The organism is Halomonas llamarensis (assembly GCF_023555005.1).
Lineage (GTDB): Bacteria > Pseudomonadota > Gammaproteobacteria > Pseudomonadales > Halomonadaceae > Vreelandella > Vreelandella llamarensis.
The window spans coordinates 1-12992 of record NZ_JAMJPJ010000007.1 but is presented as its reverse complement, the minus strand read 5'-3'; the positions used below and the strand labels follow the sequence as shown (position 1 = coordinate 12992).

At 57.9% G+C, this 12992-nt stretch carries 17 protein-coding genes and 1 rRNA gene; 11 read left to right on the top strand and 7 right to left on the bottom strand.

The features are described 5' to 3' along the window. Window positions 1-33 precede the first annotated feature (33 nt). Complete coding sequence (locus M8006_RS06385; RefSeq protein ID WP_250080638.1) at window positions 34-999, top strand: tetratricopeptide repeat protein; 966 nt, start codon at window positions 34-36, stop codon at window positions 997-999. 25 nt (window positions 1000-1024) lie between these two features. Here the strand turns inward: M8006_RS06385 and M8006_RS06380 are convergent, their stop codons facing one another. After that, the gene (locus M8006_RS06380; protein ID WP_250080637.1) at window positions 1025-2422 is read right to left on the bottom strand and encodes an aminotransferase-like domain-containing protein; all 1398 of its coding nucleotides are present in this window, start codon (window positions 2420-2422) and stop codon (window positions 1025-1027) included. Between the two features lie 96 nt (window positions 2423-2518). On the opposite strand from M8006_RS06380, the gene M8006_RS06375 reads away from it, so the two are divergent. Continuing rightward, window positions 2519-3124: a LysE family translocator gene (locus tag M8006_RS06375; RefSeq protein ID WP_250080636.1), complete on the top strand. Its 606-nt coding sequence runs from the start codon at window positions 2519-2521 to the stop codon at window positions 3122-3124. A 27-nt stretch (window positions 3125-3151) separates the two neighbouring features. Here M8006_RS06375 and M8006_RS06370 read toward each other — a convergent pair whose 3' ends face one another. Next, window positions 3152-4309 (bottom strand): MalY/PatB family protein, encoded by a 1158-nt coding sequence (locus tag M8006_RS06370; protein WP_250080635.1) that lies wholly within the window; start codon window positions 4307-4309, stop codon window positions 3152-3154. 50 nt (window positions 4310-4359) lie between these two features. Between M8006_RS06370 and M8006_RS06365 the strand changes: the two genes are divergently transcribed. The 7 genes from M8006_RS06365 to M8006_RS06335 all read left to right on the top strand — a co-directional run bounded on the left by M8006_RS06365 (window position 4360) and on the right by M8006_RS06335 (window position 8602). Continuing rightward, on the top strand, window positions 4360-4794 hold the full coding sequence (locus M8006_RS06365) for a hypothetical protein (protein ID WP_250080634.1): 435 nt from the start codon (window positions 4360-4362) through the stop codon (window positions 4792-4794). 20 nt (window positions 4795-4814) lie between these two features. After that, window positions 4815-5627, top strand: a complete 813-nt coding sequence (locus tag M8006_RS06360) for a hypothetical protein (RefSeq protein ID WP_250080633.1) — start codon at window positions 4815-4817, stop codon at window positions 5625-5627. 123 nt (window positions 5628-5750) lie between these two features. Next, window positions 5751-6152, top strand: coding sequence for an acyl-CoA thioesterase (locus M8006_RS06355; RefSeq protein ID WP_250080632.1), 402 nt, complete (start codon window positions 5751-5753; stop codon window positions 6150-6152). A 36-nt stretch (window positions 6153-6188) separates the two neighbouring features. Next, the gene (locus M8006_RS06350; RefSeq protein ID WP_250080631.1) at window positions 6189-6482 is read left to right on the top strand and encodes a hypothetical protein; all 294 of its coding nucleotides are present in this window, start codon (window positions 6189-6191) and stop codon (window positions 6480-6482) included. Window positions 6483-6491: 9 nt separating this feature from the next. Then, window positions 6492-7013, top strand: a complete 522-nt coding sequence (locus M8006_RS06345; RefSeq protein WP_250080630.1) for a DUF501 domain-containing protein — start codon at window positions 6492-6494, stop codon at window positions 7011-7013. A 38-nt stretch (window positions 7014-7051) separates the two neighbouring features. Then, window positions 7052-7594, top strand: coding sequence for an LOG family protein (locus M8006_RS06340; RefSeq protein ID WP_250080629.1), 543 nt, complete (start codon window positions 7052-7054; stop codon window positions 7592-7594). Window positions 7595-7627: 33 nt separating this feature from the next. After that, window positions 7628-8602, top strand: coding sequence for an NAD(P)H-quinone oxidoreductase (locus M8006_RS06335; protein WP_250080628.1), 975 nt, complete (start codon window positions 7628-7630; stop codon window positions 8600-8602). Window positions 8603-8633: 31 nt separating this feature from the next. On the opposite strand, the gene M8006_RS06330 is transcribed toward M8006_RS06335, so the two are convergent. Together M8006_RS06330 and M8006_RS06325 are read right to left on the bottom strand one after the other, a co-directional pair. Next, window positions 8634-9146 (bottom strand): hypothetical protein, encoded by a 513-nt coding sequence (locus M8006_RS06330; RefSeq protein ID WP_250080627.1) that lies wholly within the window; start codon window positions 9144-9146, stop codon window positions 8634-8636. Window positions 9147-9221: 75 nt separating this feature from the next. Continuing rightward, entirely contained in the window at window positions 9222-9719 is a 498-nt protein-coding gene (locus M8006_RS06325; protein ID WP_250080626.1) for a tetratricopeptide repeat protein, read from the bottom strand. 218 nt (window positions 9720-9937) lie between these two features. Here M8006_RS06325 and M8006_RS06320 point away from each other — a divergent pair, with 218 nt between their 5' ends. Together M8006_RS06320 and yaaA are read left to right on the top strand one after the other, a co-directional pair. Next, entirely contained in the window at window positions 9938-10969 is a 1032-nt protein-coding gene (locus M8006_RS06320) for an NADP(H)-dependent aldo-keto reductase (RefSeq protein WP_250080625.1), read from the top strand. A gap of 118 nt (window positions 10970-11087) precedes the next feature. Continuing rightward, the gene (gene yaaA / locus M8006_RS06315) at window positions 11088-11873 is read left to right on the top strand and encodes a peroxide stress protein YaaA (protein ID WP_250080624.1); all 786 of its coding nucleotides are present in this window, start codon (window positions 11088-11090) and stop codon (window positions 11871-11873) included. A 3-nt stretch (window positions 11874-11876) separates the two neighbouring features. Here the strand turns inward: yaaA and M8006_RS06310 are convergent, their stop codons facing one another. From M8006_RS06310 to rrf, 3 genes are all read right to left on the bottom strand, one after another. Beyond that, the gene (locus M8006_RS06310) at window positions 11877-12452 is read right to left on the bottom strand and encodes an isochorismatase family protein (RefSeq protein ID WP_250080623.1); all 576 of its coding nucleotides are present in this window, start codon (window positions 12450-12452) and stop codon (window positions 11877-11879) included. A 91-nt stretch (window positions 12453-12543) separates the two neighbouring features. Beyond that, entirely contained in the window at window positions 12544-12735 is a 192-nt protein-coding gene (locus tag M8006_RS06305; RefSeq protein ID WP_250080622.1) for a hypothetical protein, read from the bottom strand. A gap of 182 nt (window positions 12736-12917) precedes the next feature. Next, a 5S ribosomal RNA gene (rrf, locus tag M8006_RS18350) occupies window positions 12918-12992 on the bottom strand; the annotation flags it as partial.

Genomic DNA, 12992 nt, shown 5'->3' with positions numbered 1-12992 from the left:
CTTAGCTAAATTTCCTGTTTCCAGAGTGATCCCATGTCCATTATTGATCCGCGTACCGGTGAAGCGTTAACCGCCCCGATTGAGTCAGGCGACGCTGCCAATACGCAAGCCTCCCCAGAGAGCACGCCGACGGGCGGCGGCGACGTACGCCGCGAAGACGTCATTATTGATCTCGATGCCAGCAATATTCAGCAGGTGCTGGAGGCCTCAATGCAAGTCCCGGTGCTGCTGGACTGCTGGGCACCGTGGTGCGAGCCGTGCAAAAACCTGATGCCAGTGCTGGAAAAGCTCGCCGTCGAGTACCGTGGCGCCTTTCTCCTCGCCAAGCTCGACGTGGAAGCCAATCCGGAAATCTCCGGGCAACTCGGCGTGCGCTCGGTACCCGATGTGAAGCTCGTTAGCCAAAGCGGCTTGGTGGATAGCTTCCAAGGCGCGCTGCCAGAAAAAGAGATTCGCGAGTGGCTCGGCCGTTACTTCCAAGCCCCCGACGATGTGCCACCTAGCCCTGAAGAACAAGCCGAAGAGGCATTAAAGGCTGGCGACGCCGCTACGGCGCGGGACATTTATCAGACACTGACCAGCCAATACCCAGAGCACTACGCCTACCAAGTCAGCCTGGCCAGCGCCTTGGTAGCTGAAAGGCGCGGCGACGAAGCCCGCAGCGTGCTGGATAATCTGCCACCGGAAGAGCGCGACGCAGCGCCCGCCCGCGGCGTGCGCGCTAGCATCGCGTTTGGCGAGCAAGCCCTTTCGCACGAGGAAATTGCCGCCTTGGGTGAGCGCGACGATAGCGAAGCGCAGTTCCAGCGCGCACTGCGCCACGTCGCCGACGGCGACTATGAAACGGGCCTGGAAGCCTTGCTGGCGCTAATGAAAAGCGACCGCGCTTACGGCGACGACGCTGCACGCAAGACGCTGCTGCAAGTCTTTGATGCGCTGGGCGCCGATCATCCGCTGACCGTCGCCTACCGCCGCAAGCTATTTGCGCTGCTGTATTGATCTCCTCGGTTCATCTAAGAATGCTTTATAGCGTGGGGCTGACAACCGGCCCCGCCTGAAGACAGCCGCGCAGGATTAGCAGCGCGCGACGCAAGGTGTCCCGATCCTGAGCAGCCCCCAGGCATAAGCGGACGGCTTGCGGGGCGACGGCGTTACCCACGCAAAAAGGTTCCGCACTGGTAACCAACACGCCGTGAGATTTCAGCTGTTCGCTAAAGGCCACCGCACGAAACCCCTCCGGCAGCATCAGCCATAGGTTGCTGCCGCCCTTTCGCGCCTGAAGGGTAACGCCTGCCAATATGTCAGCGGCCAGTGCCTGACGCGCTTTAAGCTCCTCATTTTGCCACGCCAGTACCTCACGTGCCGATGCCTGAGCCACCCAATGACACGCGACGTCCACTAAGAGCGGAGGCACCATCCAGTTTTGGGCACGTAGTGCCTGCGTCAAACGCTCTAAAAGCGCCTGTGGAACTCGCAACACGCCGATTCGCAGGCCACCGGCTAACACCTTGGCCGTGCTGAACACAAACAGCGTGCGTTCCGGCGCCAGATGGTACAGCGGCGTCAAACGCTCGTCGGCAGGCAGATACTGAACCGCATCTTCCAGTAGCCAGACGTCATATTCGCGGGCAAGCGCCACAATGGCCTCACGACGCTCAAGGCTCAGCGTCACGCCTGTGGGGTTATTTTGATCTGGCGTTAGATACAGCAAACGCGGCGGCTGACGTTCGCACTGGGCCTTGAGCGACTCAACACACATACCGTCATCATCGAAGGGAATCCCCACCAATTTGAGGTGCGACTGCCGCGCGGCGCTCATCAGCCCCGGGTAAGTTAAGGCATCCGCGGCCACTAGCTCCCCTGGGCGCAACAACCCTTGCAAGCTGAGCTGTACGCCGTGCTGCCCACCCTGAGTCAGCAATAATTCATCGGCCAAAAGATCAAAACCCTGGGTTGCCAACCACTCGCTGAATACCTGGCGCTGCGCCGTGCTGCCCTGTGCTGATTGGTAGCTCACGCCTCTATTGAGGGCTTCTTGGGATTGACCGACCGCTGCCAGGGCAGACGCCAACCCTTGCTGGCGCAAGGGATGCGGCGGTGGCAGGCTCAGGCTTAAATCAATATGAGCATCGTCGTTTTCCGTTTCCACATGTGACATCTGAAACGTTGTCGTGTCGTGGCGATCCGTAACATAGGTACCGCTGCCCACCCGCGCCGCCACCCAGCCATGACGTTCGGCTTCGGCATAACCCCGCGTTACTGTGCCAATGGTTACGCCTAACGCATCCGCCAGACGCCGCTGGGGCGGCAGTTTTTCGCCAGGTTGCAGAGTCGCGGCGTTAACTGCATCGCCAATCGCCGCCGCAATGGCGCGATAACGCGGGCCTGAATACGCTTCCAGTTTAGGAACCCAGATTGTCATGGTGACAATAAAACCTTTGACGCCAATATTAGCGCGATTATGCTTTAAAAGAGCTGCAATTGCAGACTAAAACACTAAATTGTATGGATACAAAAAATGAACAGTCAATGGGTGATTCTGGGCCCCGCCGCGCTTTACATGATGTCGATGACGCTAACGCCTGGCCCTAACAACCTGATGCTAACCGCATCCGGAGCGAATTTTGGTTTTCGTCGTACGCTGCCGCACCTGTTCGGCATTATTGGCGGCTGCTTTTTACTGTTTGCCGGTGTGGCAATGGGGCTGGGCGTGCTGTTTGAGCAGTATCCGAGCCTTCAACAGGCACTGCGCTGGCTAGGCAGTGCCTATCTGCTTTATCTGGCGTGGAAAATTGCCACGGCGCCTCCTCCCGATCTACGCGATGACGTCACACGACGCCCGCTGACTTTCTGGCAGGCCGCGCTGTTCCAGTTTGCCAACCCTAAAGCGTGGGTAATGGGGCTGGCGCTGATCGCTGGTTTTCTTCCTGCCAGCGGCGACGCTTGGCTCAATGCGCTACTGCTGGTGGGATTTGCCGAACTCGTCGCTCTGCCTTGCTGCGCATTATGGGCAGCGTTTGGTAGCGTTATCGGGCAAAAAATTCGCACCGATCGCGCTTGGCGACGCTTCAATGTCACCATGGGCGCGTTAACCGCCGCCTGTGTCTGGATGATTCTGGCATAAAGGGCATCAATCCATTGCCGGGCACGATTAGCGCTTTAGCACTTGACCCATGCGCGCCAGCGCCGTATCGAGCTGGGCGGCGGTGGTGCCGAAATTAAGCCGCACAAAACCCGGGTGGCCGAAGACCGCGCCGTCGGAGAGCGCCACCCGCGCCTGTTTTAACAGCGCTTTGTGCGGTGCCTCGCCTAACCCTGCCTCGCGCATATCCAGCCACGCCAGGTAAGTCGATTCGGGCGCGTGCATGGTTACGCCGGGCCATTCGGCTATCTTCTCGACCAGCCGCTCGCGATGGCCGCGCAACACGGAAAGTAGCGCTTGGCGCCAGGGCTCGCCTTCGCGGTAAGCCGCCTCGGCCGCGACTAAACCAAGCACGTTGCCATCCGGCTGTAACCCTTTGCTCGCACGGGCAAAGCGCTCGCGCAGCGCCGAGTCGGGTATCACCGCGCAGGCGGTGGTTAGCCCGGCGAGATTAAACGTTTTCGAAGGTGCCCAGAGTGTGATCGTACGCGCCGCCAACTCGGGAAACGCCGCCGCCAGCGGGCGGTGCGAAGCGCCTTCGTCCAGCAGCAAATCGCAGTGAAGCTCATCAGAGACCACGTAAAGGTCATGACGCTCGACCAGCGCGGCAAGCCCGGCCAGTTCCGATTCGCGCCATACCCGCCCGGTAGGGTTGTGCGGCTGACACCAAAGCAAAAGGCGCGTTTTCGGCGTAATCGCCGCCTCCAGCGCGTCTAAATCCAGCTGCCAGCCGTCGGCCTCTGTCAGCACCATTGATGCCTGCTGTGGTAGCCTGCCGGTGCGCTCGGCAACGTCGAGAAACGGCGGGTAGATCGGCGTGACCGTCAGTACGCCATCGCCCGGCTGGGTGAGTGCCAGGCTCGCAAAGTGCAGCGCGGGCACGACGCCCGGCAACCACTGCTGCCATTCGGGTTGAATGCGCCAGCCGTAGTGCGCGGCACTCCAGTCGCACAGCGTTTGCTTCAAGGTGGTTGGCACTTCCCCGTAGCCATAAACGCCGTGGTCCACGCGGCGATGTAGTGCTTCGACCACCGACGGCGGCGAGTGAAAATCCATGTCAGCTACCCACAGAGGCAGCACATCGTCGTCATAACGGTGCCATTTTTGTGACGGCCAGCCGCCTTCGGGGTGTCGCCGATCAATCGGCGTGGCAAAATCAAACGCCATAGCGGTTTCCTTCTGTTCACGGGGGTTCTTTTCAGGGAGTTCTTTTCAGCATGCCGCAACTCGATTTCTATACCCAAGTCCGCCATGGCTTGCCAGCGCTGCTACGCCAGTGGTTAACCATCGGCCAAGCCGATGAGGACCGCCTGGCACTGCTGCTGGCCGAAACCGCGCGGGTGGCTAAGCTCGGCACGCCGGACGCCACCCCCAGCGGCGCCACGTTAAAGGCGTGGAGCGAGGCTCCAACAGCGGAGGAAATTCCGCTCTGGGCGCCGCGCACGGCTGTCTTTCTGCTCAACCAAATGCCTGCGCGTCCCTCGCCACAAAGTGAGGCGGAGGCCTGCGCCTGGGCATACTGCTGGCTACGCAATCGCACGTTTGAAAGCCTCACAGAGGCTCAAGAGGCCCTGCCTGAGCATCTACATGCGCCATTAGGTACAGCCATTGATGCCGCCTGGCAAGACCAGCAAGGGCTACGCCTCGTTTAATCGCAAGGTAAGGATAAATAATGACAGAAGTTCCGCTGATTTGGCAGCTGGCTAAGCTATTGGTTTCCATTGGGTTGGTGCTCGGGCTTGGTGCCGTCGCGGTGAGGGTAAGCCCGCGGGTGGCGGGGCTATTGGCCGGTTATCCGCTCGGCACGGCATTAGCGCTCTTTTTCATCGGGCTGGAAATTTCCCCGATGTTTGCCACCCAAAGCGCCGTGCATACGCTAGCGGGCTTTACCGCCACACTGGCGCTAGGCGGTGGCTATTTGCTGTGCGGCCGGCAGGACGGCCCCATGGGCGTTTTAACCGGGTGTGCGGGCGGTTTAGCCGCTTGGCTTGTGGTCGGCGGAGTGCTTTCGCAGTTCGAGTTTACTCGCGTCAGCGGCACGCTGGTTACACTCGCGGCCATTGTCCTGTTCACCTGGCTTTATCGCCGCGTACCGGAAGCGCGTGTTAACGCCAGCGGCGCATTTTCATGGTTGGCGCTTGCCTTTCGCGCCGGGCTTGCCACGCTGATGATTTTTATCATCACAGCACTCGCGCACATGGTGCCCGCTGCCTGGGCGGGCACGCTGGCGGCTTTCCCGGTGACCATGCTGCCCTTTTTGTTGATTCTGCATGCGTCGTACGGCGCTGCCCCTGCAGCGACGGTGATCAAGCACTACCCGATGGGGCTTGGCGCGCTGTTAAGTTACACCCTGTGCGTTTCGCTCACCTATGAGCCGTGGGGCTTGGCCGTCGGCACACTGGCGGGTTTTGCCGTCGCCACGCTGTGGCTTGTGGGATGGATGCGTGTGCAGCAGTGGTGGGCCAATCGCCGCCTGGCGGCCTGAGCAAACACTTGACCAAGCGTTTGCTTGGGTGAATGCTAAGTAAGCAACACTCAATGATAAAAAACTTCAAGACTAGCTTATAAAAACAGTCTATATAAACAGCCTATATAAACAGGAGCCGCGATGTTTACTCGTACCATTGAGCCTGCGTTCTACGATACTGACGCCTTAGGGCATATCAACAACACCCGCTTGCCGGCGTGGTTTGAACTCGCACGCAATGACCTTTTCAAACTTTTCACGCCGAACTTGAACCCTAGCGAGTGGCGGCTGATCATGGCGCGCATGGAGATCGATTACCGCGCCGAACTGTTTTACGGCCACGATATCGAATTACGGACCTACCTGACGCGCTTGGGTAATAGCTCCTTTACCGTGACGCAAGAGGCTCGCCAGCACGGAACGCTCGCTAACCTCGGTCACACGGTCTTGGTACAATATGATCATCAGGCCAAGTGCGCTATGCCTATTGAAGGTGGTCTGCGTAAGGCACTTGAAGCGCACCTTCACGACGCGCCTGAGTGACACACGCCCGCACGCCGGGCCAACGGAGAGAGCCTTATGGCAATCCGCTACAATCTCTGGATAGACCCGGATGACACCGAGCAGCATAAAGCCGTGGAAGCGGACTTGGAGCGCTACTTTATCGAGCGCTTCGCCGACTATCCACACATTCGGTTATCCGGCGCCGACCCCTACGATTATGATGCGCCGTTCAATCGGCTCTATGAAGTGCTGATGGCTCGCGCTGCTGAGTATAGCGAACACACGTGGGGCTATGTCGCCACTCCCGAACAGCTCAACCGCTGCTTCTTTCGCGCCGTGGGCCGTTCCACCAAATTTGTTCAGGATTAGCGCCACCCGATGATTATTCGCACCAACCACCCGCCTACCCCAAGTGAGTTGGAGATGATTGCCCAACAGCTTGGCCGCGCCCCGCGAGGTATCGAGGCGGTCGCCGCCACTGACGGCGAAGGCACACCGCTAGTACTGCGCATGGCACCGATTGTCGACGGCAAGCCCTTTCCGACGCTCTACTGGCTCAGCTCCGAGCGCCTCAAGGTGGCCATCTCCCACCTTGAGGCCGCCGGCGTAATCAAAGCGTTAGAAAAGCGTCTACAGGAAGACGCCGACTTTCTCGCTGCGTATCACCAGAGCCATCGCGACTACGTCGATGAGCGCTGGCAACACATGAACGATGCACAAAAGGCCAACGTCGTTCAACGCGGCTATGAAAACGTACTCACTGAGCGGGGGATCGGCGGCATCACCAATTGGAATCAGGTGCGCTGCCTGCATACCCAATACGCCCACCACTTAGGCCGTCATAACGCCATCGGCCAGTGGATGGACGATACCCACCAGATTGACCGCTGCCTACCGTAATGGGGCAGCGACAGGACCACCGTTAAAGGATACGTTGCATGGCACGACTTTGCGTTTACCTCGGCTCGCGCCCCGGCAACAGCCCGGAATTTCGCCACGCTGCGATTGAACTCGGCACAGCGCTTGCCAAGCGCGGCCACACGTTAGTCTACGGCGGCGCACGAATTGGCCTGATGGGCGAGCTGGCCAATGCGGTATTAGAGGCAGGCGGTAAGGCCATCGGCGTGATGCCCGACCACCTCGTCGAGCGTGAGCAGGCCCACTTCGACCTCACCGAGCTGATTCGCGTGCACGACATGCACGAACGCAAAGCCACCATGGCTTCCCAAGCCGATGGGTTTATCGCCCTGCCCGGCGGCATCGGCACTTTTGAAGAGTTGTTTGAAATCTGGACCTGGGGTTATCTGGGCCTGCACGACAAGCCGATGGGCCTTCTAAACATCAACGACTTCTACTCACCGTTACTGACGTTTTTAGATAACACAGTGAGTCATGGTTTTCTGGGCGCTACCACCCGCGAGATGCTACTTGACGCCGAAGTGATCAGCGACTTGCTTGACGCTATCGAAGCTCAGCTGTAACCCTGTCAAAAACGCGTTAACCGGGAGAGTGCTATGTACGCGGTAGAGTTTGCCGATCAGAACGCCTACTGGCAGAAAACCGCCACACCGAGCGGACCAGACACCGATGAAGTCCGCCTACGAGTTGCCTGGGCAGGGGTAAATCGCGCGGATCTCATGCAGCGCGCGGGGCACTACCCGCCACCGCCCGGCGTGACGGGTACCCTGGGGCTCGAAGTCAGCGGCACGATTACGCATGTCGGCGATAACGTGACGCATCTTAAACCCGGTGACGACGTATGTGCGCTGCTAGCCGGTGGCGGCTATGCCGAAGAGGTTGTGGTCGATGCGCGCCAAGTGCTACCGCTGCCGGAAGGCATTAGTCTCCGCGAGGGAGCGGCGCTGCCGGAAGTGTTCGCAACTGCTTGGTTGAACCTGTTTATGGAAGGTGCGTTGCAGCAGGGAGAACGCGTACTCCTTCATGCCGGTGCCAGCGGCGTTGGAACGGCGGCCATTCAGCTTTGCCGCGCCTTCGGCCACCCCTGCTTTGTCACGGTCGGCAGCCAGGAAAAACTTCAAGCCTGCCGCAAGCTCGGTGCCAGCGATGGCTGGAATCGCCACGACGGCAGCTTTGTCGAGGCGGTAAAAGCTTGGGGCGGCGCGGATGCCATTCTTGACCCGGTGGGGGCAAGCTATCTTGCCGACAACCAAAAGGTACTCAACGCCGACGGACGGTTAGTGCTGATCGGCATCATGGGCGGGCGTAGCGCCACCTTAGACATGAGCCGAATGCTCATGAAACGCCAGCGCTTTATTGGCTCAACGCTGCGCGCAAAGTCGGCTGCCGCTAAAGGCGAGATAATGGACGCTCTCTACCAGTACGTTTGGCCGCGTATTGCCAATAGCGAGATTACGTCGCAAATCGACCGCAGTTGGCCGATTCAAGCCGTGGATGAAGCCCACGCCTATATGCGGAAAGACGCCAATACCGGCAAGATTTTGCTCGCCGTTACCGCAGATGCTGATTGATACCGGTACAAGCGCTAGGAAAGTTCAGGTATTAAGAGGCGTATGGGTTGCTCAGCGCTCGGGTGCGGGCGAAGGTCAGCTGTAATAAGCGCGCATCTTCGCTTGCACGATGACGGTGAATACCTTGTTCGCCAATAATCGCTTCTTTTGTATCGCTCCAAAGCCCTAGCTGCGTCTCATTAAGCAAAATGCGCAGCGCTTCCAGTCGAAATCCAGGAATAATGCCTGCATGGTGGAATAGCAGCGACAGCCAGGTATTGTCATAGCCCCAACTGTCGCTGTACGCCTTGCCTATCGAACTAAGTTCGTCGTTGATCCAGACCGCCACCTGGCGTACTGGATGCCCTTCGCGCTGCAATCGGTCGCGGGAGATACCGTGCAAAAGCTCCGCCTTGGGGTCCCAATGCGTCCACTCTTCCAGCGGCTGGATCAAAAACGCACAACAACTACCGTCCGCACGGGCGATACCCACCTCGATCGGATAGCTGCCACGCCCGAACCCGGACGCTTCAATATCTAGCACTGTCGGTAGCGTTTCGGGCACAGGCTTCCCCACGTAACACGTCGTCTGGTCAAAACACGCCGTTTGGTCATCGTCAGTTGAAAACGTGCGTGCACGCTAAGCCGTTGCGGGCGTTGGCAGTGTAGCGCGCTGATCGGCTAGGTTTTGCCAAAATGCAGCTTGCTCAGTATCCAAGGCTAATCCTAGCTCACCCTGGCGATAGGCGCGCGCCAGTCTTTCTGCAGCAAGGTAGTGGCCAGCCTCTGCGGCTCGCGCGTACCACGTGACGGCGTACTCGTCCCGGCGAGGATACTGTGCACAACCGTACTCATAGATCTTTGCAACTTGATACTGCGCCTTTAAATCACCCGCATGCGCCGCTTCCACAACATAGCGTGCACCGCGTGCTTTGTCCTGGGGCGATGAGCTGCGATGAAACAGCATGTGCCCGTAAACAGAGAGCGCATCGGGGTGCCCTGCCTCTGCACAGCGCTTAAACAAGCGCAGGGTAAGGCGCTGAGTGCGTGGCGAACGCGGGAGTAGCCAACGGGTATGAAATAACCGGTCAGCGACACGGTATTCAAACCGAGTAAACAAAGATGATGCCTCTGGCATGGCAGACCACCTTGGCTGATGAGTTAACCTCGGAAAGGCCGCCATACCAATGATGATTAGCAGCCTAACCCTAAAGAATCCAGCGTATGCAGGCTGGATGGGCTGGCAAGCATACGCCTGCCTTAGCGTTGACTCAACCCCAAGGATTTGCTGCTTTGCTGGGGCCTCGCTAACATGCCCGTCATCAATGATGATTTGATCTCAATAAGGAGAGCACGATGCAAACGCGACCTCTTGGCAGAACAGGCATGGAAGTCAGCCGACTCTGTCTAGGCACCATGACGTTTGGCGAGCAAAACAGCGAGGCCGATGCCCATGAGCAACTTGATCGCGCCATCGCGTTCGGTATCAATTTTATCGACACCGCCGAAATGTACCCGGTACCGCCTAAAGCGGAAACTCAAGGGCTGACTGAGCGCTATATCGGCACGTGGCTGAAGCAGCGCGGCGCTCGCGATGATGTCATCATTGCCAGCAAAGCATCAGGGCCAGGTCTAGACCACATTCGTGGCGGGCCCCGTCTGACCCGTGATCACCTTCACCAAGCGATGGATGAAAGCCTAAAGCGGCTTCAGACCGATTACGTCGATCTCTATCAACTCCACTGGCCGGATCGCAACACCAATTTCTTCGGCAAGCTCGGCTATGTCCATCACGAGGATGAAGATGCGACGCCGCTAGAAGAGACGCTCTCCGCCCTAAAAGAGTTAGTCGATGCGGGCAAAGTGCGCGCCATTGGTCTTTCCAACGACACGCCATGGGGCGTGATGAAATCGCTTGGGCTCGCTGATCGTCTAGGACTACCGCGTGTCGCGTCGGTGCAAAATCCGTATAACCTGCTCAACCGCAGCTTTGAGGTGGGGCTTGCGGAGGTCGCCCAGCGTGAGGATGTCGGCTTGCTCGCGTATTCGCCGCTTGGGTTTGGCGTGCTTTCGGGCAAATACCTCAACGGTGCCAAACCACCCAAGGGGCGCTTAACCCTTTTTGAGCGCTTTAAGCGCTACACCTCTCCCGAAGCGGAAGCCGCCACCCAAGCTTATGTTAACTTAGCCCGCGAGCACGATCTTGACCCGGCCCAGATGTCATTGGCGTTTGTGAACTCTCGCAGTTTTTTAACCAGCAATATCATTGGTGCTACCACCATGGAGCAGCTGGAAACCAACCTCGCAAGCGAAAGCATAAAACTCAACGACGACGTGCTTGAGGCAATCGACGTCATCCACCGGCGCATGCCTAGCCCTTGCCCATAACACTTATCCATAACACTTGCCCAGCCCCCGACTATCAACCCCATAGCCCCGGCAACCGCCGGGGTTTGGTATATTAGTACGATTCAACAGGCGTCTAACATAGACTCAGGAGTGCGCCATGCTAAGCGTGATTTCTCCCGCAAAAACGCTGGATTTTGAAACACCGGCAACCACCAACCAAGCGACCCAGCCGGATTTTCTGGCTCAAAGCCAAGTGCTCATCGATATTTTGCGCGATTACTCGCTGCAGCAACTGAGTGAACTGATGGGCATTAGCGATAAGCTCGCGGGGCTAAACGCGGCGCGCTTTGCCGAGTGGCAGCCGCCCTTCACGCTTGAAACGGCCAAACCGGCGGCGCAGGCTTTTCAAGGTGATGTGTATACCGGGCTGGAAGCGGATACCTTCAGCGAAGAGGAAAATCGCTTTGCTCAGCAACACTTACGTATTCTCTCGGGGCTATACGGTCTGCTCCGCCCGCTGGATCTGATTCAAGCCTATCGCTTGGAAATGGGCACCAAACTGCCCAACCCAGCGGGCAACGATCTTTACGCTTATTGGAAACCCACACTGACCGATGCCCTGAACGAAACCATAACGGCAAGTGGCTCCAAAGTGCTCGTCAACCTCGCCTCGAACGAGTACTTCAAGGCGGTAGACACGAAAAAACTCGATGCTCGTGTCATCACCCCGGTGTTCAAAGACGAGAAGAATGGCAAGGTGAAGATCATCAGTTTCTATGCCAAAAAAGCCCGCGGGCTGATGAGCGCCTGGATCATTCGTCAAAAGCTCAACAACCCGGATGGGCTGAAAGCATTCGATGTAGCGGGGTACCGTTTCGCCCCTGCCGCATCCGAGGGCAACACCCTCGTATTCATCCGCCGAGAAGCAGACCGCCCCGTGTAAGTTCTAATTAAACGTGACCGGGCGCGCCGAGCGGGGTTTCAGAAACTGCCGGTGCGCCTGTTTGAACGTCTCGGTATCGCAGCGGTGCAGCCATTCATACGCAACCATATCCGCCGAAACCGCAACTGCACCGTTGGCACAGGCACGTTCACGCGCCAGTTGTGCTTCGCGCTGTCGCCGACTCGCCGCCGCTTCGGTGAGCCAGTAGAGCTCATAACCGGCTTCGAGCAGACCAAGCCCTGTTTGCATGACACAAATATGCGCTTCAGTGCCGCACAGCACAATCTGCGTTTTGCCGGTGACCGCTAATGCACTGCGAAATTCGGGCTCTTCCATCACGCTGAAGTGCACCTTCTGCCACACACGATGCTCTCCGAGCTGATCCAGTAGCTGCGGCGCCGTGCCACCCAGCTTTGCCGGATTCTGCTCGGTAAGCCAAATCGGCACTTCAAGTAATTGCGCGATGCCAGCGAGCCAGCTCGCTTCTGTTATGGCCTGCGCACCGCCATCAATCACTGGCAATAATCCGGCTTGAAAATCGACCATCAGCAGTAAACACTTCTCACGCTGTAAACGCACGTTTACACCTCATTATTGTCTTTATAAGTAGAAGCCCAGTATCAAAACAGCCGCTTAAGCGGCTGTTTTGACTTTATCATCAGTGCAACGCTTACTCTTGCGCTGACTCTTCGATATCTTCTCCCAACTCTTCCATACTTTCCCCTGCGCTTTCCATACTTTCATCAACGCTCTCTCCCACCTTCTCAGCGGGCCCTTGATCGTCTCCACAGGCGGCTAAGCCACCCACTAGCAAGATAACCAAAGCTGCCATCATTAATCGTTTTAGCAGTTGTACGCTCATCTACCCTCTCCAAGTTAGCTATATAGCCATCAACATTTCAGCATAGCGGCTACCCATCCATTTCACCACTACCCATTTCTACAAGAGCACTTCTAAAAAAGGTAACGAGATATAAGGGATATTTTATCCAAAACAAAAAAAATCCCCCCGGGCCTGAGCCCGGGGGGATTTTTCGGATAAGTGCCTGACGATGACCTACTCTCGCATGGGGAGGCCCCACACTACCATCGGCGCTGAGCGGTTTCACTACTGAGTTC